At 65.3% G+C, this 22,730-nt stretch carries 19 protein-coding genes; 7 read left to right on the plus strand and 12 right to left on the minus strand.

Annotated features, from left to right (window positions below; translation table 11 throughout):
- Window positions 1-22 precede the first annotated feature (22 nt).
- Together ACN2C8_RS09395 and ACN2C8_RS09400 are read right to left on the minus strand one after the other, a co-directional pair.
- A complete protein-coding gene (locus ACN2C8_RS09395; protein WP_419255653.1) occupies window positions 23-1,087 on the minus strand; it encodes an LLM class flavin-dependent oxidoreductase in 1,065 nt (354 codons plus the stop codon).
- Entirely contained in the window at window positions 1,084-2,040 is a 957-nt protein-coding gene (locus ACN2C8_RS09400; protein ID WP_419255654.1) for an aldo/keto reductase, read from the minus strand. The genes ACN2C8_RS09395 and ACN2C8_RS09400 overlap by 4 nt, the downstream gene beginning before the upstream one ends.
- Before the next feature lie 346 nt (window positions 2,041-2,386).
- Here ACN2C8_RS09400 and ACN2C8_RS09405 point away from each other — a divergent pair, with 346 nt between their 5' ends.
- Window positions 2,387-3,370 carry a YeiH family protein gene (locus ACN2C8_RS09405; RefSeq protein WP_419255655.1) on the plus strand — a complete coding sequence of 328 codons (984 nt, stop codon included), beginning with the start codon at window positions 2,387-2,389 and terminating at the stop codon, window positions 3,368-3,370.
- A 10-nt stretch (window positions 3,371-3,380) separates the two neighbouring features.
- On the opposite strand, the gene ACN2C8_RS09410 is transcribed toward ACN2C8_RS09405, so the two are convergent.
- The gene (locus tag ACN2C8_RS09410; RefSeq protein ID WP_419255656.1) at window positions 3,381-4,388 is read right to left on the minus strand and encodes a LacI family DNA-binding transcriptional regulator; all 1,008 of its coding nucleotides are present in this window, start codon (window positions 4,386-4,388) and stop codon (window positions 3,381-3,383) included.
- Between the two features lie 330 nt (window positions 4,389-4,718).
- Between ACN2C8_RS09410 and ACN2C8_RS09415 the strand changes: the two genes are divergently transcribed.
- Window positions 4,719-6,767 carry a phytase gene (locus ACN2C8_RS09415; protein WP_419255657.1) on the plus strand — a complete coding sequence of 683 codons (2,049 nt, stop codon included), beginning with the start codon at window positions 4,719-4,721 and terminating at the stop codon, window positions 6,765-6,767.
- A gap of 119 nt (window positions 6,768-6,886) precedes the next feature.
- On the opposite strand, the gene ACN2C8_RS09420 is transcribed toward ACN2C8_RS09415, so the two are convergent.
- Window positions 6,887-8,311 (minus strand): helix-turn-helix domain-containing protein, encoded by a 1,425-nt coding sequence (locus tag ACN2C8_RS09420; protein ID WP_419255658.1) that lies wholly within the window; start codon window positions 8,309-8,311, stop codon window positions 6,887-6,889.
- A gap of 155 nt (window positions 8,312-8,466) precedes the next feature.
- Between ACN2C8_RS09420 and ACN2C8_RS09425 the strand changes: the two genes are divergently transcribed.
- Genes ACN2C8_RS09425 through aceB form a run of 3 tightly spaced genes read left to right on the plus strand, consistent with a single transcriptional unit; the run spans window position 8,467 to window position 11,984 of the window.
- Window positions 8,467-10,086 carry an isocitrate lyase gene (locus ACN2C8_RS09425; protein ID WP_419255659.1) on the plus strand — a complete coding sequence of 540 codons (1,620 nt, stop codon included), beginning with the start codon at window positions 8,467-8,469 and terminating at the stop codon, window positions 10,084-10,086.
- A gap of 35 nt (window positions 10,087-10,121) precedes the next feature.
- The gene (locus ACN2C8_RS09430; RefSeq protein ID WP_419255660.1) at window positions 10,122-10,355 is read left to right on the plus strand and encodes a hypothetical protein; all 234 of its coding nucleotides are present in this window, start codon (window positions 10,122-10,124) and stop codon (window positions 10,353-10,355) included.
- A 48-nt stretch (window positions 10,356-10,403) separates the two neighbouring features.
- The gene (gene aceB, locus ACN2C8_RS09435) at window positions 10,404-11,984 is read left to right on the plus strand and encodes a malate synthase A (RefSeq protein ID WP_419255661.1); all 1,581 of its coding nucleotides are present in this window, start codon (window positions 10,404-10,406) and stop codon (window positions 11,982-11,984) included.
- A gap of 197 nt (window positions 11,985-12,181) precedes the next feature.
- On the opposite strand, the gene guaA is transcribed toward aceB, so the two are convergent.
- From guaA to ACN2C8_RS09470, 7 genes are all read right to left on the minus strand, one after another.
- On the minus strand, window positions 12,182-13,741 hold the full coding sequence (gene guaA / locus ACN2C8_RS09440) for a glutamine-hydrolyzing GMP synthase (RefSeq protein WP_419255662.1): 1,560 nt from the start codon (window positions 13,739-13,741) through the stop codon (window positions 12,182-12,184).
- Between the two features lie 181 nt (window positions 13,742-13,922).
- Complete coding sequence (locus ACN2C8_RS09445) at window positions 13,923-15,191, minus strand: RsmB/NOP family class I SAM-dependent RNA methyltransferase (RefSeq protein WP_419255663.1); 1,269 nt, start codon at window positions 15,189-15,191, stop codon at window positions 13,923-13,925.
- 4 nt (window positions 15,192-15,195) lie between these two features.
- Window positions 15,196-15,591 (minus strand): MAPEG family protein, encoded by a 396-nt coding sequence (locus ACN2C8_RS09450; protein ID WP_419255664.1) that lies wholly within the window; start codon window positions 15,589-15,591, stop codon window positions 15,196-15,198.
- A 3-nt stretch (window positions 15,592-15,594) separates the two neighbouring features.
- Entirely contained in the window at window positions 15,595-17,058 is a 1,464-nt protein-coding gene (gene guaB / locus ACN2C8_RS09455) for an IMP dehydrogenase (protein ID WP_419255665.1), read from the minus strand.
- Window positions 17,059-17,138: 80 nt separating this feature from the next.
- On the minus strand, window positions 17,139-18,203 hold the full coding sequence (locus ACN2C8_RS09460) for a potassium channel family protein (RefSeq protein ID WP_419255666.1): 1,065 nt from the start codon (window positions 18,201-18,203) through the stop codon (window positions 17,139-17,141).
- Complete coding sequence (locus ACN2C8_RS09465; RefSeq protein ID WP_419255667.1) at window positions 18,200-18,910, minus strand: RlmE family RNA methyltransferase; 711 nt, start codon at window positions 18,908-18,910, stop codon at window positions 18,200-18,202. Before ACN2C8_RS09465 ends, ACN2C8_RS09460 begins: the two co-directional genes overlap by 4 nt.
- Window positions 18,907-20,034 carry a Ppx/GppA phosphatase family protein gene (locus tag ACN2C8_RS09470; RefSeq protein WP_419255668.1) on the minus strand — a complete coding sequence of 376 codons (1,128 nt, stop codon included), beginning with the start codon at window positions 20,032-20,034 and terminating at the stop codon, window positions 18,907-18,909. Before ACN2C8_RS09470 ends, ACN2C8_RS09465 begins: the two co-directional genes overlap by 4 nt.
- A gap of 154 nt (window positions 20,035-20,188) precedes the next feature.
- Between ACN2C8_RS09470 and hspQ the strand changes: the two genes are divergently transcribed.
- Window positions 20,189-20,518, plus strand: a complete 330-nt coding sequence (gene hspQ, locus ACN2C8_RS09475; protein WP_419255669.1) for a heat shock protein HspQ — start codon at window positions 20,189-20,191, stop codon at window positions 20,516-20,518.
- Between the two features lie 81 nt (window positions 20,519-20,599).
- Window positions 20,600-21,481 carry a phenylalanine 4-monooxygenase gene (phhA, locus tag ACN2C8_RS09480; protein ID WP_419255670.1) on the plus strand — a complete coding sequence of 294 codons (882 nt, stop codon included), beginning with the start codon at window positions 20,600-20,602 and terminating at the stop codon, window positions 21,479-21,481.
- Here phhA and ACN2C8_RS09485 read toward each other — a convergent pair.
- A complete protein-coding gene (locus tag ACN2C8_RS09485; RefSeq protein ID WP_419255671.1) occupies window positions 21,439-22,656 on the minus strand; it encodes an acyltransferase family protein in 1,218 nt (405 codons plus the stop codon). The genes phhA and ACN2C8_RS09485 overlap by 43 nt on opposite strands.
- Between the last annotated feature and the right edge of the window lie 74 nt (window positions 22,657-22,730).

Below are 22,730 nucleotides of genomic sequence, written 5' to 3' on the forward strand. Positions count from 1 at the left end.
TGGTGATCGTTGGAGGCTTGCACTAGACCAGCGGCCCATGATCGATGTGCGGCAACACATGGCGGGCAAACAGGTCGGCCTCGGCCGCGTGCGGGTAGCCCGACAGAATGAAGGCCTCAATGCCCATGTCGCGGTAGTCGTTGAGCTTGGCCAGCACTTGGTCGGGATCACCGACGATCGCCGCGCCACAGCCCGAACGCGCCCTGCCCACCCCGGTCCAAAGGTTTGCCTCGGCGTAGCCATCGTCCTTGGCGCCTGCGCGCAACGCGGCCTGGGCCTGGACCCCGACCGAGGTCGAGTCCAGAGACTTGGCGCGGATGGCGGCGCCGGCGTCTTCGTCCAGCTTGCTTAGCAGCCGGTCGGCGGCGGTGCGGGCCTCACTCTCACTGTCGCGAACGACGACGTGGGCGCGGTAACCGTAGCGCAGCGTACGGCCGTACTTGGCGGCGCGGGCGGTCATGTCAGCGATGATCTCGGCGACGACCTCCCTCTTGTCCGGCCACATCAGGAAGACGTCGCAACCCTTGGCGGCGGCCTCGCGGGCGTCTTCCGACAGGCCGCCGAAATAGAGCAACGGAGCCTTGCCCGAGACAGTTCCGACGCGAGGCGGATCCAGCTTCAGGTTCCAGAACTCGCCCTGATGATCCAGCGCCTCGCCGTTCAGCATGGTCTTGAGAATGCTCATCGCCTCGACGGTGCGGGCGTAGCGCGGGGCCGAGGCCAGCTTCTCTCCTGGCATGTCAGAGGAGATGATGTTGACGGTCAGGCGGCCGCCCAGCATCCGGTCGATCGTCGCGATCTGCCGCGCCAGTTGTGGCGGCCACATTTCGCCGATGCGCACGGCCATCAGCAGGCGCATGCGACGCAACAGCGGCGCGACGCCGGCGGCGAAGGCCGTGGTGTCGATGCCCAGCTCATAGCCGGACGGCAGCAGGATGTTGTCAAACCCACCGGACTCTGCCTGCAGGACGATATCGCGACAGTGTTCCCAGCTGGACTTCAGCTTCAGATCCGGAACACCCAGGAACTCGTAGTCGTCGTCGCAGAGGGCGGAAAACCAGCTGATCTCGCAAGGGGGACGGTTCATGGCAAGGGCGCTCCCATGGAGGCGACGAGGACGCGGTACCAGTCAGTGCGCGTCCAGCGCGGCCGATAGGCGTCAGGGATTTCGGCAATACGGGCCGGCGTCTGAGTGCCTACAATCGGAATGGGGTGGGCGGGATGCGCCATGATCCAGCTATAGGCCGCCGCCGACCGGGACACGCCGAACGTCTCGGCGATCTCGTCGAGAATGGCGCTCACGGCGCGAGCGCGGTCATCTGTCGGCGACGCCAGGCGCCCGCCACCCAAGGGTGACCAGGCCAGCACCGTCATGCTTCTCGCAATAGCCTGGTCCAGGACACCGTCACTGAGGGGAGAGATCGCCAAAGGCGAGAACTCTGGCTGGCAGGACACGACCGGCAGCGACAGATGCGCCGCCAGGGCCTCGACCTGCGAGGGTGTGTAGTTCGACACCCCCACCGCGCCAATCTTTCCAGCCTTGTGCGCGGCTTCCAGCGCGCGGGCGGTCTCAGCAGGATGGGTCAGGATGTCCGGACGATGGATCTGCCACAGCGCGACGTGCTCAACGCCCAGGCGCTGCAGCGACGCATCGATGGCCGAAGCGACATAAGTCTCACTGGAGTTATAGGGCGTCCCGATGACGATGCCGCCCTTGGTGGCGACAACCATGCGATGGGCCAACTCGGGCGACGCCGCGAGGACTTGACCCAGCAGAGCCTCCGAAGCGCCGAAGCCTTCGCCGTTGTCGGGACCGTAGATATCGGCCGTATCGAAGAGGGTCACGCCAGCGTCAAGCGCGGCCAGAATCAGCGATTGCGCCGCGCCGACATCCGTTCCGCGAAAGCGCCACATCCCCCAGGCGACCGAGGATACGCGCGGGCCACCCTCATACAGGGGGCGGCTTTCAGGAGGGGTAATCAGGTATGTCATCGTTGTCATACTAGCGAAGAGCGACGTTATGGCAACGCTGCTTCGCATTCAGAAAATTTCACCGCCAGCGCAAAAAATCGGCGAAACGAACCAAACTTACTTTCAAGGCGCATCGCATCGAGTCAATTTACTCGGAAATATTTATATACATATGTGTATCGGGCCCAATTACAATGTATTGGAATTTTCAAAAGCGAATTGTGTTTTCAAAATCTTAGATTTGACAATTCACAGATGAAATCCATCCAATTGCCGCACCCAGTATTCCGAATTCTCGGGTGACGTCGCTTCATCCGGTTGCCCAGCGCCCCCGATATGATAACGGTGTCACATTGGTGTATGGCGACTTGCGCTGCAAAATCTGCGTGAATCGGAACGATTCCGGGGAAAATCGATGATCCGAGGCAGCGTCTACGCACCCGGTCTAGCTGTTGCGACCCTGGCGACCCTGGCTGCAGCCTATGTCTCAGACCACTACGGCGCGCCGCTCACCCTGATGTGCCTGCTGTTTGGCCTGTCGATGAGCTTCCTCGCCGAAGACACGCGACTCGAGCCTGGCCTGACCATCGCCTCGCGCACCCTGCTGCGCTGGGGCATCGTGCTGGTCGCCACGCGCATTACCTTTAGCCAGATCGTCCAGTTGGGCCCCGCCGCCCTGCTCGCGGTCGTCGCCATCGTAGCCATCACCCTGAGCAGCAGCATATTCCTGGCTCGACGTTTCGGGTTCTCGGGGGCGTTCGGTGCACTGTGCGGCGGCGCCGTGGCGATCTGCGGCGCCTCGGCGGCCATGGCCTTCGCCAGCCTGCTGGGTGAGCGCCGCACGCCCCAGGCCCAACTGACCCTGGTGCTGGTCGGCATCTCGGCGATGAGCACACTGGCCATGACCGTCTATCCGATCCTGGCGCGCCACCTGCACTTCAGCGACGTCCAGGCCGGCTTCATGCTGGGCGCTTCGATCCACGACGTCGCCCAGTCCCTGGGAGCCGGCTATTCGTTCTCGCCGGCCGCCGGAGAGAACGCCGCCATCGTCAAGCTGACCCGCGTGGCGCTGCTGGCCCCGGCCATGATGGTGGTAGCAGTGTTTTTCCCCAAGGATCCCGAGGCCAGGATCTCCACTTTCATCCTGCCCTGGTTCGTGGTCGGGTTTTTCGGCCTGGCGGCCATCAACTCGTTCGGCCTGATACCTGCCGTGGTGGCCGAGGGCTCCAGCAAGGCTGCCGCCGCCCTGCTCGCCTGCGCGGTGACCGCCACAGGCATTCGTTCGAACATGAAATCATTGACCGAGCATGGCTTGCGCCCTCTGCTCATCATCGTCATCGCCACGGTGATCGCCCTGGTGTTGAGCATCCTGGCGGCGAAGTTCCTGATCCCGGCCTAGACTTGGTCCTCTAGGAAGGGGTCTTGGGCGCGGCAGTCGATGCGCGCAGGACAAGCTCGTGCGGCAAGCGGCGGTGGACCGGGCTTTCGACGCCCTCGAACAGCAGGCTGGCGGCGGCATAGGCCAACTGCCGCGTCGGTTGTCGCACCGTGGTCAAAGGCGGCCAAAGCTGTCCGGCAAGGGCGATATCGTCAAAGCCGGCGACCGAAAGGTCCCCCGGCAGCGCCATGCCCCGCCTATGGGCCACCGTCAGCACGCCGGCGGCCATGTCGTCATTGCTGGCGAAGATCGCGGTTGGCGGATTGGGCAAGTCCAGCAGGGTTTCGGCCGCCGCCACGCCCGAGGCGAAGTCGAACAGGCCCGGCCGGACATATTTCGGCTCGAACGCCAGGCCTGCGCGGTCCAGCGCCCGACGATAGCCGAACAGCCGCAGGTCGCTGGCCGTGTGATTGGGGTGGCCGACGATAAAGCCTATCCGCTTGTGTCCCAGCGCGATCAGGTGGCTGGTCATATCGTCGGCAGCCTGGACGTCGTCCATCGACACCGACGGACTGCGGCCATGATCGGTGCCGGGCGAGATGCGGACATAGGGCATGCCGCGCCGGTCCAGTTCCTCAAGTGCGGCAATCGAGTCGGTGACCGGCGAAGACAGGATCACGCCATCCACCTGGGTCTGGTCGATCAGGCCACCGACTTCCAAGGCCAGGTTGGGCGAGGCCGCGTCACTAGGCTGAGCCAGGAGCCGCACACCCTCCTCAACGCACCGTTCCCAGATCCCGGTCTGGATCTGATGGATGTAGTGCGGGCCCTGATTGTCATAGAAAAGCGCGATCTGATGGCTGCGTTTGCCCGCCAGCATGCGCGCCGCCGCGCTGGGCTGAAAGTTGAGTCGCGCCATCGCGCCCTCGACCCGCTGCCGCAGTTCCGCTGAAACGTATTTCTCCCGATTGAGCACACGCGACACGGTCTTGGTCGAGACGCCGGCGGCCGCTGACACATCCTTGATCGTAGCGCGCATCCGGTAGGATCATCCTCGACTCTGGATCGGAACCCTAGGCCATATCGGTGAAATCTGCACATCGTCTCGATAGCGCGACGACGCAATTGACCACGCCAGAACCAAGCTGCGTCCCGAAATCAAGCCGCTGGCGCTACCAGTTCGGCGGCGTCGCCATTGGGAGGACGTCAAAGTTCCAACCCGACGCGCCCGCAACGCGGTCGACCTGTATTCCTTCGATTGAACGCTGTAGGAGAGGCCAAATCGGTAGCATCCAGGTCTCGGCTTTGGCGTCTGCGCCTTCGGGTCAGGCCAATCGCACATCGAAGATGCGATACAGAGGGACACATCATGATCCATCGCCGCCAACACCTCGCCGCCAGCGCGCTAGCGCTTTTGTTCGTCGCAGATCAGGCTCTCGCCCAAGCGACGCAGGCCGCACCGACGGTGAGCGTCGCTGCTGTAGGTGCGACCGTTCCCACCGAGCAAGGCGGGGCCAACGCCGCCGCCCTGCTCTATAACCGTGCGGACCCCAGCAAGAGCATCATCGCCGCGACGGGGGAACTGGGCGGGCTTGAGTTCCATAGCCTGGACGGCGCCCGCAAGGCCGCCCTGCCCGGCGGCGAAACCTATGGCGTCGATACGCGCGAGATCGCCGGCCGGACGGTGCTGGCGGTGCTGGATCGCCAGGCCGGCCGCATCCGCCTTTCCAGCTATGACTTCACCTCTGGCCAGGCCCAGGCGATCGACGCACGCCCGCTGATGCTGGGCTATGCCGGCGAAGGCCTGTGCCTGCACAAGAGCCCCCGCGACGGCTCGCTGTACGCTTTCGCCCTCGGCGGCGACGGTCAGCTAGATCAATGGCTGCTGTATCCCACCGCTGACGGCAAGCTGGACGGCCGTCTGGTGCGCCGTCTGCACCTGTCGTCAGAAGCCAAGTACTGCGTCGCCGACGACCCTTCGGGCGCTCTTTATGTCGCCCAGCAGGCGGTCGGCATCTGGCGCTATGACGCCGACCCCGAGGCCGAGACTGTGGCCACGGTGATCGACATCAACCGTCTGGGCCGCATCAAGGGAGAGGTCGGCGGCCTGGCAATCCTGAACGGCGGAAATCAGGGCAATTACCTGGTCGCCGTCAACGCCGACGCCGGCGACTACAACGTTTATGATCGAAATGCCGATGACCGGTTCCTGGGCGCCTTCCGCGTCCAGGCCAAGGGCGCGGACGCCATCGAGGGGCCCGCTGGCCTGTTTGGCCTGCGCACGCCCGTCGGCCCGGGCCTGCCGGCCGGCGCCCTGCTAGTCACGGACGACCGCAAGGTCGGGGCCAACACCCAGGTGCTGTCGTGGCAGGACGTCGCCGCCGCCTTGCAGGTCTCGCCTGGCCAGGCCGCGCCCCAGGCGACGCCCAGCACTCTGGCCCTGGTCCAGGCGACCATGGAGACCCCGCCCGTCGAGCACGGCGGCGACGCGGCCGACGACCCGGCAATCTTCGTCCACCCGACCAATCCGACGAAGAACGCCATCATCGCCACCGACAAGAAGGGCGGCCTGCTGGTCTATGACCTGTCGGGCAAGCTGCTGCAGTCCCTGCCCGACGGCAAGATGAACAATGTCGACCTGCGCGGCGGCTTCAAGCTGGGCGGCAAGACTGTCACCCTGGTCACGGCCAGCGACCGCACCCGCAAGGCCATCGCGATCTACACCATTGATCCCGACACCCGGCTGCTGACCAGCGTCGCCGACGGCCTGCAGGCCACAGGACTCTCCGATCCCTACGGCCTGTGCATGTATCGCAACAGGAAGGGCGCGACCTTCGTGTTCATCAGCGATCCCGACGGCGGCGTGCGGCAGTGGAGACTGCTCGCCACCCCAGGCGGCAAGGTTCGCGCCGAGCAGGTTCGCGATCTGAAGTTCGACACCCAGACAGAAGGCTGCGTCGCCGACGACGAAACCGGCGCCCTCTACATCGCCGAGGAAGACGCCGCCCTGTGGAAGCTGGGCGCCGAGCCCTCGACCGGGACGGCCCGCAAGTCCGTGGTCCGGGTGGTCGACAACTCCGCCCTCAAGGACGATCTGGAAGGCGTGGGCCTTTACGCTCAAGCCGGCGGCAAGGGCTATCTGGTGGTCTCCAGCCAGGGCAACAACAGCTACGCCCTGTTCCGGCGCGAGGGCGACAACGCCTATGTCGGCTCGTTCGCCGTGATCGCCGACGGCGCGACCGGCATCGACGGCGTCTCCGAAACCGATGGCCTGGAGGTCACCAGCCTCTCGCTGGGCGCGGGCCTGGAAAGCGGAGCCTTCATCGCCCAGGACGGCCGCAACGTCTCGCCGCCCGAGAACCAGAACTTCAAGCTGGTTCCCTGGTCAACGATCGCGGGAAAAATGAGGCTCCGCTGAGCGCAACGCGCGAACTGAAGTTTCGACCTGAAATCCCAGTGGTCTGGCAAGATCGACGCCCACACCCTGCTGGCCACGGCTACAGATAGACGAGCCGTGTCTGGCCCTGGATCTGAGCCTCAAGTCACGAACGGAAACGGCGACAGGGCCTTACTGGACTCCTCAACCAGCAGGGTCCTGTTGATCGGGGCGGCCGCCCGTTGCGGACAGGCGGGACGCTCGCAGATCCGGCATGACGGGCCTATCTCGACCGTCATCGGCGAGACCATGTCGAGGCCCCGGGCATAGACAAGCTTGCTGGCGTATTTCAGCTCGCACCCCAGCCCCACGACCAGTTCGTCTTCCAATCCGGCCTGCAGGCCCGAGACGCGGCGCACCGTCCGCGACAGCGTGAAGTAGCGCTGCCCGTCCGGGGTCTCGATCACCTGGGTGATGATCCGTCCCGGCGTCTTGAAGCTGTCGTGGACGTTCCAGCGCGGACAGGCTCCGCCAAAGCGCGAGAACGGAAATGGACCCGCCGCGAAGCGCTTGGAGATGTTCCCTGCCGCATCCAGGCGCATCATGAAGAACGGAGTTCCACGCGACCCGGGTCGGCTAAGTGTGGTCAGGCGCTGGGCGGCCTGCTCATAGCTGATCCCAAAACGCGAGCGCACCCGCTCAATGTCGTAGCCGCTGGCCTCCATTGCCGCCAGAAACGGCTCGTAGGGCGTCATGATCGCCGCCGCCAGGTAATTGCCGAGAAACACCTTGAGCAGCTGGCGCGTGGCGCGGTCCGGCGCCTGGAAACGATCGGCCAGGGTCGACAGCGTCTCGTCAGCCTCCATCAGACCCAACTGATAGCACATGGCGAAGATCCGGCTGGCCGGGGCCAGGGTCTCGGAGAGCATCAGGCGCTTGCGGTGATGGTCATAGCGACGCAGCGAACTGGCCATAGCCTCTACCGGCATGACCCGCGCCTGGATCTCGAAGCGCTCCAACAACCGCGCCCGCACAGCCGGCCCAAGATCCTGATGATCAGCCTTCATGGCCGCAACGATGGCCTCGGCCGCCGTCTCCAGTTCGGCGAAATGGTTACGCTGTGATCCGACCAGATCGCGTACCCAATCGGTCGAAGTCTGAGATGAGGACGTCACTGAGCCATCCGGCCGCTCAAACACACCCAGATCAATCAGACGGCCCCGATCCAGATAGGCGCGATAGAGACGCGACATGGCCTCGGCCATGCCCGGCGACAACTCGGCGACCTCGGCCGCCTCATGCCGACTGACCCCCAGATCGGCGAACATCCGGTCGGCGAGTATCTCCTCCAGCCCTGCCCCGCCCCCGGGATCGTCCGCCGACAGGCTTCGCAAGTCGAGATCATAGGCGTCGGCCAGACGCAGCAGAATCTGGGCCGTGACCGGCCGCTGATTGCGCTCCAACAAGTTCAGATAACTGGCCGAAACGCCCAGGTTCTCGGCCATGCGGCTCTGGGTGACGCCCATGTCGCGGCGAAGCCGCTTTAGCCTGCCACCGAGAAACAGCTTTTTGTCATGTGTCGCCATTCTGTCAACTTGTCACAAGTTTACACAAAACACAAAGTCGGACTGTGACAAATTGCCTTCAATAGGTTCGACGTCCGAGCTGTCGCGCCGCTAGCTCTCCTTACAAACTTTTTCTCCGACCGCCCAGCGGTTGGCCGCCGATGGGGATCAGACCAATGACGCTGCGCAAAACCTACGCTCAACACCGCGAAGCCGTCCTGGCCCGCTATCCGCAGGGCGTGACGCCAGGCGGCGTCGGCATCGACGACATCATTCAGTTGAAGCTGCAAAACACCTTCTCGACCCACCTGGACATCGCCCGCGAAATGGCAACCGTCATGCGAGCCGATATGGCGGCATACGACGCCGATAGCAGCAAGTTCACCCAGTCGCTGGGGTGCTGGTCGGGGTTCCACGCCCAGCAGATGATCAAGTCGGTCAAACGTCTGCGTGGCACCACCAAGGGCGCCTATGTCTATCTCTCCGGCTGGATGGTCGCGGGCCTGCGTAACCGCTTCGGCCATCTGCCCGACCAGTCGATGCATGAGAAGACCGCCGTCGTTGATCTGATCGAAGAGATCTACGTCTCGCTGCGCCAGGCTGACGAGGTCGCGATCAACGACCTGTTCAAGACGCTGAAGACCGCTCGCGAGGCCGGCGACAAGGCGGCCGAAAAGGCTGCAATCGCAGCCATCGACGGCTTTGAGACCCACGTCGTGCCGATCATCGCCGACATCGACGCGGGCTTTGGCAACGAGAACGCCACCTATCTGCTGGCCAAGGAGATGATCAAGGCCGGCGCCTGCTGCCTGCAGATCGAAAACCAGGTCTCGGACGCCAAGCAATGCGGCCACCAGGACGGCAAGGTCACCGTGCCGCGCGAGGATTTCATCGAAAAGCTGCGCGCGTGCCGCCTGGCCTTCGAGGAACTGGGCGTCGACGAGGGCGTCATCGTCGCCCGTACCGATAGCCTGGGCGCCGGCCTCACCCAGAAAGTGCCCGTCAGCCAGGAGCCTGGCGATCTGGCCAGCGACTACATCAAGTGGCTGAAGACCGAAGCCATCACGCCGGACAATCCGATCCTGCCGGGCGAACTGGCGCTCTATCGCGGCGGCCAGTTTGAAAAGCCGGTGCGCATGCCCAACGGCCTCTTCGCCTTCCAAGACGGGACCGGCCGAGCTCGCGTGATCGAGGACTGCATCGCCTCGCTGACCCAGGGCGGCGCTGATCTGCTGTGGATTGAAACCGACACCCCCAATGTCGACGAGATCGCCTCAATGGTCTCGGAAATCCGCAAGGTCGTGCCCAATGCCAAGCTGACCTACAACAACTCGCCATCGTTCAACTGGACCCTGAACCTGCGCCGCCAGGTGCGCGAGCAGTGGATCGCCGAGGGCAAGATCCACGCCGACTCCTATCCTGAAGGCAACGCCCTGATGTCGGCCGACTATGACGACGCCGACCTGGGCCGCGAGACCGACGCCCGCCTGGCCGCCTTCCAGACCGACATCTCCGCCCGCGCCGGTGTGTTCCACAACCTGATCACGCTGCCGACCTTCCATCTGACCGCCAAGAGCATGGACGAGCTGTCGCGCGGCTATTTCGGCGATGACAAGATGAAGGCCTATGTCAATTCGGTGCAGCGCGAGGAAATCCGCCGCGGCGTCTCGGCCGTCAAGCACCAGCACGAGGTCGGCTCGGATCTGGGCGACACCTTCAAGGAAATGGTCGCCGGAGAGCGCGCCCTGAAGGCCGGCGGCCACGGCAACACCATGAACCAGTTCGCGGCCGAATAGGTCTCGACCAACCCCATCGATAGGAGGACTGCCCCATGTCTGCTCCCGCCTTCACCCCCGCCGCCATGCCCAACCCGACCGCGCAGGAACGCGCGGTTGACCGGGTGGCGGAAGCCTCGCACCGTCTGAACGAAGCGGTTCGGCGCGCCATCGACGCCGGCTATTCGGTGGAACTGGTTCGGTCTTCCCGCTTCCATGACGGCGCGGGCAACTGGGGCGACCAGATTGTTCCCACGGTCCGACCCAAGGGCGCGCAAGAGAGCGCCTGACCCTATCCTAACGGCCACAACGACGACTTCTGACTACAGGATCTCTCCATGCCCCTCGACATCGCCGCCCACATTGAGATCACAGGCCCTGTCGAGGGTCGCGCGGTAGAGATCCTGACCCCCGAGGCCCTGGCCTTCGTGGCTGACCTGCACCGTCGGTTTGACGCGCGTCGTCGTGAACTGCTGGCGGCGCGGGTCGCTCGCCAGGTCCTCTTCGACGCCGGCGAAGCTCCGGACTTCCTGGCCGAAACGGCCGACATCCGGTCAGCCGACTGGACCGTGGCCCCGATCCCGGCGGACCTGCAAGACCGCCGCGTCGAGATCACCGGCCCCGTCGATCGCAAGATGATCATCAACGCCCTCAACTGTGGGGCCAAGGTGTTCATGGCCGACTTCGAGGACGCCACCTCTCCGACCTGGGCCAACCTGATCGAGGGCCAGGTCAATCTGAAGGACCGCTGGGCCGGCGCGCTGACCCATGTGGATCCCAAGTCCGGCAAGAGCTACGCGCTGGGAGCCAACCCCGCCGTCCTCGTCATTCGTCCGCGTGGCTGGCATCTGCCTGAACGCCACATGGAGGTCGATGGCCTGCCCGTCAGCGGAGCCTTGTTCGATTTCGGCCTGTACTTCTTCCACAACGCCAAGGCGTCGCTGGCGCAAGGCTCGGGCCCCTACTTCTATCTGCCCAAACTGGAGAGCCATCTGGAGGCGCGCCTGTGGAACGAGGTGTTTGTCCACGCCCAGGCCGCGCTGGGCATCGCCAATGGCACGATCAAGGCCACGGTGCTGATCGAGACCATCCCCGCCGCCTTCGAGATGGACGAAATCATCTTTGAGCTGCGCGACCACATGGCCGGCCTCAACTGCGGCCGCTGGGACTACATCTTCTCGTTCATCAAGCGCCTGGGCCGTCGCCCAGATTTCCTGACGCCGGACCGCTCGGCCATGGTGATGGGCAAGGCCTTCCTGGGCGCCTATTCGCTGAAGCTGATCCAGACCTGCCACCGGCGCGGCGCCTTCGCCATGGGCGGCATGGCCGCCCAGATCCCGATCAAGGGCGACGAGGCCGCCAACCAGGCCGCCTTCGCCAAGGTTCGCGCGGACAAGGAACGCGAGGCCGGCGCCGGTCACGACGGCACCTGGGTCGCTCACCCCGATCTGGTTCCCGTGGCCATGGAGGTCTTCGACCGCCTGATGCCGACGCCCAACCAGCTGGACAAGCGCCTGGCCGACCTGACCATCACCCAGCCCCAGATGCTGGAACTGCACGAGGGCGTCCGCACCGAGGCGGGCGTGCGCGAGAACATCCGGGTTGGCGTGCGTTACACCCAGGCCTGGATCGAAGGCCGGGGCGCGGTGCCGCTCTACAACCTGATGGAAGACGCAGCCACGGCCGAGATCTGCCGCACCCAGCTGTGGCAGTGGATCAAGCTGGGCGCCGATCTCGACGACGGCCGCGAGATCACTTCGCAATTGTTCATCAGCCTGCTGACCGACGAGATGGACGGCCTGCGCCGCGACTTCGCCTCGCCGCGCCTGGAGGAGGCCGCCCTGCTGTTCTCACGGATGGCCCTGTCCGAGACGCTGGAGGAGTTCCTGACCCTGCCGGCGTACGAGTTGATCGCCTGAAGGAAGCCGTGTTCGCATAGGTCCGTCGGACCCGAGCCGGTTTAGATTTCAGCGGGCAAGGACGGCGTCCTTGTCCGCCAGAACCGGTAGGCGGTCTTGGCTGTAAGCGGTCCCGCAACGGCGCTCCTGTTCTCAGGGTGTGACGTTGGCCGGGTCCTAAAGCGGGCGCGCCGAACCTTGCTTACAGCAACGCCCCGTCACTCCCACTCAATCGTGCCGGGAGGCTTCGACGTCACGTCATAGACGACGCGGTTGACGCCCCGGACCTCATTGATGATCCGGGTGGCGGTCTTGCCCAGCACGTCCCACGGAAATTCGAAGAAGTCGGCCGTCATGCCATCGGTGGAGGTCACGGCGCGCAGGGCCAGAACGTTCTCATAGGTGCGGGCGTCGCCCATCACGCCAACCGTCTTGACCGGCAGAAGCACGGCGAAGGCCTGCCAGATCTTGTCGTAAAGGCCGGCCTCGCGGATGGCCTCCAGATAGATGGCGTCGGCCTGTTGCAGCACGGCGACCTTCTCGGGCGTGATGTCGCCGGGGATGCGGATGGCCAGGCCGGGGCCGGGGAACGGGTGGCGGCCGACGAAGGCCGGAGCCAGGCCCAGCTCGACGCCCAGGGCGCGGACCTCGTCCTTGAAGAGCTCGCGCAAAGGTTCGACTAGCTTCAGCTTCATGAAGTCGGGCAGACCGCCGACATTGTGGTGGCTCTTGATCACCGCCGACGGGCCGCCGCGCGCCGAAACGCTTTCGACCACGTCAGGGTACAGCGTGCCCTGGGCCAGGAAGTCGGCGCCGTCGATCTTGGCCGCCTCGCGGTCGAAGATGTCGATGAACTTGCCGCCGATGATCTTGCGCTTGGTCTCCGGATCGCTGACGCCCGCCAGCGCCCCCAGGAACTCGGCCCCGGCATCCACGTGGACCAGCGGGATGTTGTAGTGGTCGCGGAACAGGGTGACGACCTGATCGGCCTCGTTGTGGCGCAGCAGGCCGGTATCGACGAAGACGCAGGTCAGCTGGGTGCCGATCGCTTCGTGGATCAGCACAGCCGCGACCGAGCTGTCGACGCCGCCCGACAGGCCGCAGATCACCTTGCCGGTCCCGACCTGGGCGCGGATCTTGCCGACCATCTCCTGGCGGAACGACGCCATGGTCCAGTCGCCCTTCAGGCCGGCCAGCTTCAGGAAGTTGCGATAGACCTGCGTGCCGTTGACGGTGTGGACCACCTCGGGGTGGAACTGCACCGCATAGATCTTGCGGGCGTCGTCAGCGATGGCGGCAAAGGGCGCGCCGTGCGAGGTGGCAATGACCTCGAAACCTTCCGGGATGGCGGTGACGCGGTCGCCGTGGCTCATCCAGACGGTTTCCAGCTCGCCGACACCGGCCAGGCCCTCGAACAGCGGGCTTTGCTTGCCGATGGTTAGTTCAGCGCGACCGAACTCGCCAGCGTGGCCGCCCTCGACCTTGCCGCCCAGCACGTCGCAAAGCAGTTGTTGGCCATAGCAGATGGCCAGCAGCGGCACGCCAAGATCGAACAGCTTCTTGCCGATGCGGGGGCTGTCGGCCTCCAGCACGCTGGCCGGGCCGCCCGACAGGATGATGGCCGAAGGCGCGTAGTCATCGACCAGGGCCTCGGCCTTGTCGAACGGATGGATCTCGCAATAGACGCCCGCCTCGCGCACCCGGCGGGCGATCAGCTGGGTCACCTGGCTGCCGAAATCGACGATCAGAACGCGCTGGTGATGGACGGGGGCGGTCATGGGCGATGGGTCTCCGGCGTTCGAATAGTCTGCCCTTCTCCCCGTGCAGGAGAAGGTGTCAGCCGCAGGCTGACGGATGAGGGGTCGCGCCTGCGTCGGACGGTCGGCGACTTGTCGAGCGCCGAGAAACCCCTCATCCGACCGCTACGCGGCCACCTTCTCCCACAAGGGGAGAAGGATCTTATGTTCGTTCCAGCACGGCGGCGAAGAAGCCATCCGTGCCAGCGGTGTGCGGGGTCAGGCGCAGGTAGCCCTGGGCGCTGACATGGTCGGCAATGGCCTCGAAGGCGATCGGCTTGACAACAAAGTCGGGCCGACGCGCCAGGAAGGCGGCGACGCGATCCTCGTTCTCCTCGATCAGCAGCGAGCAGGTCACGTAGACCAGTCGTCCGCCGACCTTCACGAAGTCAGCGGCGTCGATCAGCACGCTGTCCTGCTCGATCTGGCGCTTGGCCAGCTGGTCGGGCGACAGACGCCACTTGGCGTCAGGATGGCGGCGCCAGGTGCCTGAGCCGGTGCAGGGCGCATCGACGAAGACGACGTCCAGCTTGCCCTCAAGGCCCTTCAGGGGTTCGGCTTCGATCGGCGAGCGGATCTGCAGGTTGCGAACCCCAGCCCTCTGGCTGCGGCGGATCGTGTCGGCAAGGCGGCGGGCATCGCTGTCATGGGCGAAGATCTGGCCGGTGTTGCCCATCGCCGCCGCCAGGGCCAGCGTCTTGCCGCCGCCGCCGGCGCAGAAGTCCAGAACCTGCTTGCCCTTGATCTCGCCGGCCATCGTGGCGGCGATCTGGGAGCCCAGGTCCTGCACCTCGAACCAGCCCTTGGAGAAGGCCGGAACGGCCTCGACTGAGGGCGTGCGGTCGGCGGCCTGGGGCGCTGGAATGCGGAAGGCGTTTTCCAGAACGCCGGCCGGCTCGCCGCCGATCAGGGCGACGGCCTTGGCGCCGCGCTCGGCGTCAGTCTTGATGGTGTTGATCCGCAGATCGACGGGAGCCCGCTGCGACAGGGCCGCCATCTCGCTGCGAACGCTGTCGCCGAGGGCTCGGGCCAGGAAGGGCTCAAGCCAGTCGGGATAGTCGCCGGCCACCGGCGCCGGCGCGTCATCCAGCGAGGCCGGCGTCGTCAGGGCCTTGATCTCGGCCTCGGCCAGAGCGCCTGCGCCATGCTCTTCGCCCACCGCCTCTGCGACGCGCTCGGGCGACCAGCTCCAGACGTGGGCCAGGACGCCCAGCACCACGCCGCGCGCGCTGCTGTCGCCCATCATGAAGCCCAGGGAGCGCTTTCGGCGCAGGGCGTCCAGCACCAGGCCGGACACGAAGGCCCGGTCCTTGGAGCCGGCATAGCGCGCGCTCTCGCCCCAGCGCTTGAGCGCCATCTTTACCGGAAAATGCCGCGCCTCGATCTCGGCCAGAACCTCGATCGCGGCTGAAACCCGTCCACCGTCCCGCATGGTCTCAGACCACCATGGCCGCAAGGACCATCCCGAGACCAATCATCGACGCCACCCACACAAGGCTGCGCGCGACAGGGACACCGAAGGCATAAAGCGGCAGGTAGATCGCCCGCGCGACGACATAGAGCAGAGCGCCATGGGCCGAGACGAAGCCGATACGACCGGACAGATAGACGGCCAGAACGCCGGCGGCGAAGAGCGGGAATGTCTCCCGGAAATTGGCGGACGCGCGACCCAGCCGGCCGGCCATGCCGGTGAGTGTGACAGGCGTGTCGCGCGGGCCGACATTCCACTTCAGACCCCGCTGCGGTTGGGCGGCAGCGCTGGCCCACAGCAGGTGGACCAGTCCGATCAGGACCGCGACGGCGAGGAGCTGAAGTTCGATGGCGACCCGCATGATCTAGACCGCGCTCGGATAGTTGGGCGCCTCGCGCGTGATCATCACGTCGTGGACGTGACTTTCCCGCAGGCCCGCGCCGGTGATGCGCACAAAGCGGGCGCGGCTCTGGAACTCGGCGATCGTGGGGGCGCCGACATAGCCCATGGCGGCGCGAAGACCGCCGACCAGCTGGTGCAGCACCGGAGCGATGGCGCCCTTGAACGGCGTCTGACCCTCGATGCCTTCCGGCACCAGCTTGAAGCTGTCGGTCACTTCCTTCTGGAAGTAACGGTCGGCCGAACCGCGGGCCATGGCGCCCACCGAGCCCATGCCGCGATAGCTCTTGTACGAACGGCCCTGGTACAGGAACACCTCGCCGGGCGCCTCTTCGGTGCCGGCGAACATCGAGCCCATCATGGCCGTGCTGGCGCCGGCGGCGATGGCCTTGGCCAAATCGCCCGAGTATTTGATGCCGCCGTCAGCGATGACCGGCGTTCCGCTCTCCTTGGCGGCGCGAACGGCCTCCATGATTGCGGTCAACTGCGGCACGCCTACGCCCGCAACGATGCGGGTGGTGCAGATCGAGCCCGGTCCGATACCGACCTTCACCGCATCGGCGCCGGCGTCGATCAGGGCGCGAGCCGCGTCGTAGGTGGCGATGTTGCCGGCCACGATCTGGACGCGGTTGGCTTCGCGCTTCAGACGGCTGACTGCGGCCGTCACCTGGCTGGAGTGGCCGTGGGCGGTGTCGATGACCACGACGTCGACGCCGGCGTCCACCAGACCCATCGAGCGCTCGAAGCCGGCGTCGCCGACCGTCGAGGCCGCACCGACCAGCAGGCGGCCCTTATCGTCCTTGGCCGCCAGAGGGTGCGCCTGGGCCTTTTCGATGTCTTTCACGGTGATCAGGCCGACGGCGTGGAAGCCGTCGTCGACAACGATCAGACGCTCGATCTTGTGCTTGCGCAGTAGCTCGCGCGCTTCGCGGGGATCGACGCCCTCGCGCACCGTGATCAGGTTCTCGCGGGTCATGATCGCCGAGGCCGGGACCTTGTCGTCCCCCTCGAAGCGCATGTCGCGGTTGGTCAGGATACCGACCAGCTTGCCCGAGCCGCGCTCGACCACCGGGAAGCCCGAGATCTTGCGACGGGCCGTGATCTCGCGGACCTCGGCCAGGGTGGTGTCGGGATGAATGGTCAGCGGATTGATGACCATGCCACTTTCGTAGCGCTTCACTTCGCGCACGTGATCGGCTTGCTCGTCCACCGTCATATTGCGGTGCAAGATGCCCATGCCGCCGGCCTGAGCCATGGCGATGGCGAGGCGGCTTTCGGTGACCGTGTCCATGGCGGCGGACACGAGCGGGATGTTCAGACTGATTTCACGCGTGAACTTGGTCTCGGTCGTCACCTGGGTCGGCATGACGTCGGATGGACCGGGTTCGAGCAAAACGTCGTCGAAGGTGAGCCCTTCGCGAATCTCCATTGGAGTCTCCATTTTGCGGCGCGGGTATAGCGGCGGGGTCCGGGTTTGTCGAGCCGCTCAAGACACTTAGCGGACCCGTTCTAGGCCGTCGCCGAAGGCGCGTCCTCGAATAGACAGTCCAATGCGCCCCGTCCAAGCTTGGATAGCAAGACAAGACCGTCTCCGGGCTCGACGGGATGGTCAGCGCGAGGCCTCGTGACGGCAGTTCCGTCCGGGCGATTGATCTGAAGCAGGAAGGCGCTGCGGGCACGGCGCTCGATCTCGCCGACCGTCAATGCACCGTGGGCGACATCCTGCGGCACGACCAGGATCTCGATATCCAGGCCGAGACGGTCTAGGGCCCTGTCGAGCGACCCGCTGGCCTGCCCGCCCCGGAAGATCTGGGCCATTTCAGGAAACAGGATCAGCTCGGCGATCCGTTCAGCCCCGATGTGTGTCGGCAACACCACCCGGTCCGCGCCGGCCTGCAGCAGCTTGCCCTCCGTCGACGGGCGCTCCCCGCGGGCGATGATTTGCAGCTTGGAGTTGAGACTGCGCGCCGAGAGGGTGATAAATACATTGTCGGCGTCATCGGCCAGGACCGTGGCCAGCACCTTGGCGCGCTCGATATGCACGGTCTTCAACATCGCTTCGTCGGTCGCGTCGCCTTGCCGGCAAAGATGCCCGAGTTCAAGGGCGTGCTGGGCGCGCGCTTCATCGCGCTCGATGATCACCAGCGGCGCTCCGGCCGCCGCCAGTTCGCCCGCCAGCATCATCCCGATCCGGCCAAAGCCACAGATGATGGTGTGGCCTTCCAGCCGCTCGATAGTCTTTTCCACGCGTTTACCGAAGAACTGTTCGAGTTGGGTCTGGGTCAGGGCCTGCACCAGCGAGCCGGTGACAATGATGACCCCGGTGCATCCGAACACCATCGTGGCCATGGTGACGAGGCGCAAGTAGTCGGTGTCAATCGCGCGAACCTCGCCATAACCGACCGTGAAGATGGTCAGGGTGACCATGTAGAGGGCGTCGCCGAACGGCCAGCCGGCCGCTCCGTAGGCGACGATCGCGCACGCGGCAACAAACAGAACGAAGGCAATCGAGAGCGCCAGGTTGCGAAACGGTCGCGAAACCAGGCTTTCGATGCCGCCCGCCGACCTTCTCACCGCCCCCGGAACCCCGTCGCCACCAGGAATACCTCCGAGCTGTCGGCACGACTTGCCTTGGGCTTGTAGTGCACGACCTTGTCGAAGTTCTTCTTGAGGCGGGCAATGACGTCGGCGGTCTCGCCCCCCTGGAAGGCCTTTGCCACGAAGGCGCCGCCGGGCTTGAGCACTTCAATGGCGAACTCTGCGCCCATCTCGATCAGGCCGACGATGCGAAGGTGATCCGTCTCGCGGTGACCGACGGTGTTGGGCGCCATGTCCGAGAGCACCACATCCGGCGCGCCGCCCAGCAGCTCGATCAGCTTGGAAGGGCAGGCGTCGTCGGTGAAATCCATCTCCAGAATGTGGGCAGGCTCGACGGGGTCGACGGGAAGCAGATCGACTCCGACCAGTTGGGTGACGCCGCGCTCGACCGCGATCTGCAGCCAGCCGCCGGGCGCGCACCCCAGGTCGATGACGCGAGCGCCTTTCTTGAAGAAGCCAAACTTCTCGTCGATCTCGCTGATCTTGAAGGCCGCCCGGCTGCGATAGCCCATCGCGCGGGCCTTGGCCGAGAACGGGTCGTTGATCTGCCGCTCGAGCCACGCCTGCTGCGAGGTGGTGCGGCCGTAGGTCTTCTTCAGGCGCGCGGGCTTGGTGCGGCCAGCGTCAGTGCCGCCGGCCGGCGGCTTGACCATGCGCTTGCGGGGCGGTTCTTCTTCGGTCATTCGGACACCGGCTTCAACTTGGACGCCCCGCCACGGCGGCGCCGACGCGGGCGACGCTGCTGTTCGGACATCAGGGACATCAGGAGCCCCTCTCTAAGCCCTCGATCGGCCACACGCACGCGCGAACACGGCCAAAGCTCCTGAACGGCTTGAAGAATCGCCGCGCCGGCCAGAACCAGATCGGCGCGATCGGCGCCAATACACGGCTCCAGCGCGCGTTCCGCAGCCGTCAGGCCCAGCAGGTGGTCGGCAGCGGCCTCGCAATCCTTGCGTTCCATCCACAGCCCGTCGACGACATTGCGGTCATAGCGCTGCAAGCCCAGGTGCAGGCCGGCCAGGCTGGTGATCGCGCCAGACGTCCCGACCAGATGCGCTCGGTCCTGCTCGAACAGTTCCCGCATCGGCTCGGCATGCGGAAAGGCCTCGATACGGCCCTTCACGTCATCGACCATGGCGCGAAACCAGCCCTCCTCGGCCCGTTCGCCCTCCGGGAAACGCTCAGCCAGGGTCACGACGCCCACAGGGATCGACAGCCAGGCCTTGATCGGCAGCTTCCAGGCCGCGAACTGACGCGGCTTGGCGTCCAGCCCCTCACCTTTCAGATCAACCCAGGACAGCTCAGTCGAACCGCCGCCCACATCCACCACCAGCGCGGCGTCGGCATCGCGGTCGAACAGGCTCATGCAGCCGGCGACCGAGAGCTGGGCCTCCTCGCGCGGGGTGATGATCTGCAGGCGAAGACCGGTCTCCTCGGCCACGCGCTCAACGAAGGCCGCGCCGTTGTCGGCGCCGCGACAGGCCTGGGTGGCCACAGCCTTGATCTTGATCGCCTTGCGACGGCGGATCTTTTCCGCGCAGACCTTCAGCGCCGCCATCGAGCGGTCCATGGCCGCGTCTGACAGCCGACCGGTCTGCGACAGGCCCTCGCCCAAGCGTACGATGCGAGAATAGGCCTCAACGACGCGGAATCCGCGCGGAGACGGTGTCGCCACCAGAAGGCGGCAATTATTGGTGCCCAGATCGAGCGCCGCATAGCACGACTGCTCACCCGGCGGTCGCCGACGCCGCCCGCTCTCCGCACTGGAAGAGATGGACGCGTCGGGCGCGCGCGGCGCCTCCGACATGGTCTTTCCACCTTGTCTCGCAGACGCCGCAAATCACGGCGTCTCACTTCGAGGACAAGCATAGCAACGCGGCGACAGCGGGCGGAAGCCTTGTTATCCGTCTGCGGAATTCTACGTTCAGGATTCAGTCAGGTGGGGCTGCTATCATCAGCCCATGAATTCGAGATTCGCCAAATTCGCGATCGGCCAGGTGGTCAAGCACCGGATCTTTCCGTTCCGGGGGGTCGTGTTCGACGTCGACCCTGTGTTCGCCAATACCGACGAATGGTGGGAATCGATTCCCGAAGACATCCGGCCGCTCAAGGACCAGCCGTTTTACCACCTGCTGGCCGAGAACGACGAGAACACCTATGTCGCCTATGTGTCGGAGCAGAACCTGCTGGCTGACGAGACCGGCGAGCCGGTGCAGCACCCCCAGACGGCTGTGATCTTCGAGTCCTTCGATGAGGGCGCGTACAAGCTTCGCCCCCGGATTTCACACTAGACGCAAGATCTGGTCGGAATAACTGCCCTTTTCGGCAAATTCCGAACGATACTTGCCGCCAACGAGGCGTAGCGTCTCTGTATGAGCGCTGACGGTTTTACTCCCTCGCCGCCGCCCGGAGCCCGGGCGGACTGGACCATCGATCAGGCTTGGGAAAGCTATTCCCAGGCCGAGCACGAGGTCTGGATCACGCTGTATGAGCGCCAGACGGCCATGCTGCCCGGCCGTGCCTGCGACGCCTTTCTGCGCGGTCTCGACGCCTTGGACCTGCACCGGTCGGGGATACCCGATTTCACCCGGATCAATGAAGAGCTCCAGCGCCTGACAGGCTGGAGCGTGGTCGCCGTCCCGGGCCTCGTGCCTGACGACGTGTTCTTCGACCACCTCGCCAACCGCCGATTCCCCGCTGGACAGTTCATCCGCAAGCCCGATGAACTCGACTACCTGCAGGAACCCGACATCTTCCACGACGTGTTCGGCCATGTGCCGATGCTGACCGACCCGGTGTTCGCCGACTACATGCAGGCCTATGGCCAAGGCGGGCAGCGGGCCCTGGAACTGGGGCGATTGGCCAACCTGGCGCGGTTGTACTGGTACACGGTCGAGTTTGGCCTGATGCAGACGCCGCAGGGCCTGCGGATCTACGGGGCGGGCATTGTTTCCTCGCGCACCGAGTCGATCTTCGCCCTCGACGATCCCTCTCCAAACCGCATCGGCTTTGACCTTGAGCGGGTGATGCACACCCCCTACCGGATCGACGACTTCCAGCAGGCCTATTTCGTCATCGACTCGATCCAGACCCTGCAGGCGGTCACATTGCAGGACTTTGCGCCGATCTATGACCGGTTGGCCACCGCCGGCGACATCGGTATCGCGCAGATCCTGCCCGGCGACACGGTGTTCACGCGAGGGACCCAGTCCTATGCCAGCGCCGGTGGTCGGCTGGCCTCGGCGCGCGGCTGAGACTTCAGGCCAAATAGCCAGCGCACCCCCGGGATCCGGCGGACGACTTCGTAGGTCGCAAAGCAGCCCGCGAAGGTCGCCAGGATCAGGATCGCCGCTTCCAGCCCCTGGGGCAGGTTCAGCTTGGCCAGATGATGGGCGATGACCACGATCAGGGTCTGGTGGACAATATAGAGCGGAAACACCGCCAGGGTCAGGTAGCGCAGGGCCGGCGCGTCCCGGTTCAGGTGTTTGGCGCCAAAGCCCAGGATGGCGGCGATGGCGCACCACTGGTCGATCGAATAGACGCACCGCATCACCAGCCGCAGCGCCTCAGCCGGGTTGGCGTCGTCGGCGCGATAGATCCAGGCATAGGTCGACCACGCCGCCCAGCAGACAACCGCCAGAACGAGCGCGAGCCAGCGCGCGCGGATCAGCCGTTCGCGCAGGGTCTCGGATTTGGCCAGACCAAAGCCCAGCAGGAAGGCCGGGAAAGACACCGCATGATTATACCAGTCGTCGGTCAGGGCGTGGGTGACCTCGAACAGCGGCATCAGGAACATGCGCGTCACGGCCAGGAAAGCGATGGGCCAGAGCAGCAGGCCGGGCCCCTTCATAGCGCGCTCAAGTCCGGCCTGAAGCTTGGCGCCCAGCCTGGGAACCAGCGCCAGTATCAGGGCCAGGATCAGGGAATAGACGAGCAGATAGGCCACGAACCACATGTGGTTCCAGGTCGGCGTGATCAGGCAGCCGTCGGCGTCGCACCAGTTCCCGGACGCGGTGGCGTACTTCACCCAGAACGCGCCATAGGGATCGACAACGAGCCCGGCGGCCGGACTCGCCGCCGCCGCCTCCAGGATCTCGTAATAGGACTGGGGCGGCACAATCACGAACATGGCGAAGACCAGCGGTGGCAGCAGCCGGGCGATCCGCGCGCCGGTCAGCTTCCCGACGCTGACCTTGTCGGCCATGAACCGGGTCGCGGCGCCGGAAACGAGGAACAGCAGGGTCAGCCGCCAGGGATTGGTCAGTTGCATCAAGGGCTCGATGGCCTCGACCGGATGCGGCGTCTTCACGTGCCACTCCCACGGTACGTAGAACATGCCGACGTGGTACAGAATCAGGAGGAAAAACGCCCCGACCCGGATCCAGTCCAGGTCGTAGCGACGGTCAAAGGATGCAGCGGTCGTGGTCATGAAGAGGCGCCCGGCTTGAAAAGGGATGCACAGGTCGTGCCCCGCGACGCCCGGCTCAGCCAAGAGCCTCGGGA

The organism is Caulobacter sp. ErkDOM-C, from assembly GCF_048541825.1.
GTDB lineage: Bacteria > Pseudomonadota > Alphaproteobacteria > Caulobacterales > Caulobacteraceae > Caulobacter.

Bases quoted from the DNA above. Each gene is read 5' to 3' on its own strand.
- ACN2C8_RS09395 (WP_419255653.1), bottom strand. From the start codon at position 1,087: ATGAACCGTCCCCCTTGCGAGATCAGCTGGTTTTCCGCCCTCTGCGAC.
- ACN2C8_RS09400 (WP_419255654.1), bottom strand. From the start codon at position 2,040: ATGCGAAGCAGCGTTGCCATAACGTCGCTCTTCGCTAGTATGACAACG.
- ACN2C8_RS09405 (WP_419255655.1), top strand. From the start codon at position 2,387: ATGATCCGAGGCAGCGTCTACGCACCCGGTCTAGCTGTTGCGACCCTG.
- ACN2C8_RS09410 (WP_419255656.1), bottom strand. From the start codon at position 4,388: ATGCGCGCTACGATCAAGGATGTGTCAGCGGCCGCCGGCGTCTCGACC.
- ACN2C8_RS09415 (WP_419255657.1), top strand. From the start codon at position 4,719: ATGATCCATCGCCGCCAACACCTCGCCGCCAGCGCGCTAGCGCTTTTG.
- ACN2C8_RS09420 (WP_419255658.1), bottom strand. From the start codon at position 8,311: ATGGCGACACATGACAAAAAGCTGTTTCTCGGTGGCAGGCTAAAGCGG.
- ACN2C8_RS09425 (WP_419255659.1), top strand. From the start codon at position 8,467: ATGACGCTGCGCAAAACCTACGCTCAACACCGCGAAGCCGTCCTGGCC.
- ACN2C8_RS09430 (WP_419255660.1), top strand. From the start codon at position 10,122: ATGTCTGCTCCCGCCTTCACCCCCGCCGCCATGCCCAACCCGACCGCG.
- aceB (WP_419255661.1), top strand. From the start codon at position 10,404: ATGCCCCTCGACATCGCCGCCCACATTGAGATCACAGGCCCTGTCGAG.
- guaA (WP_419255662.1), bottom strand. From the start codon at position 13,741: ATGACCGCCCCCGTCCATCACCAGCGCGTTCTGATCGTCGATTTCGGC.
- ACN2C8_RS09445 (WP_419255663.1), bottom strand. From the start codon at position 15,191: ATGCGGGACGGTGGACGGGTTTCAGCCGCGATCGAGGTTCTGGCCGAG.
- ACN2C8_RS09450 (WP_419255664.1), bottom strand. From the start codon at position 15,591: ATGCGGGTCGCCATCGAACTTCAGCTCCTCGCCGTCGCGGTCCTGATC.
- guaB (WP_419255665.1), bottom strand. From the start codon at position 17,058: ATGGAGATTCGCGAAGGGCTCACCTTCGACGACGTTTTGCTCGAACCC.
- ACN2C8_RS09465 (WP_419255667.1), bottom strand. From the start codon at position 18,910: ATGACCGAAGAAGAACCGCCCCGCAAGCGCATGGTCAAGCCGCCGGCC.
- ACN2C8_RS09470 (WP_419255668.1), bottom strand. From the start codon at position 20,034: ATGTCGGAGGCGCCGCGCGCGCCCGACGCGTCCATCTCTTCCAGTGCG.
- hspQ (WP_419255669.1), top strand. From the start codon at position 20,189: ATGAATTCGAGATTCGCCAAATTCGCGATCGGCCAGGTGGTCAAGCAC.
- phhA (WP_419255670.1), top strand. From the start codon at position 20,600: ATGAGCGCTGACGGTTTTACTCCCTCGCCGCCGCCCGGAGCCCGGGCG.
- ACN2C8_RS09485 (WP_419255671.1), bottom strand. From the start codon at position 22,656: ATGACCACGACCGCTGCATCCTTTGACCGTCGCTACGACCTGGACTGG.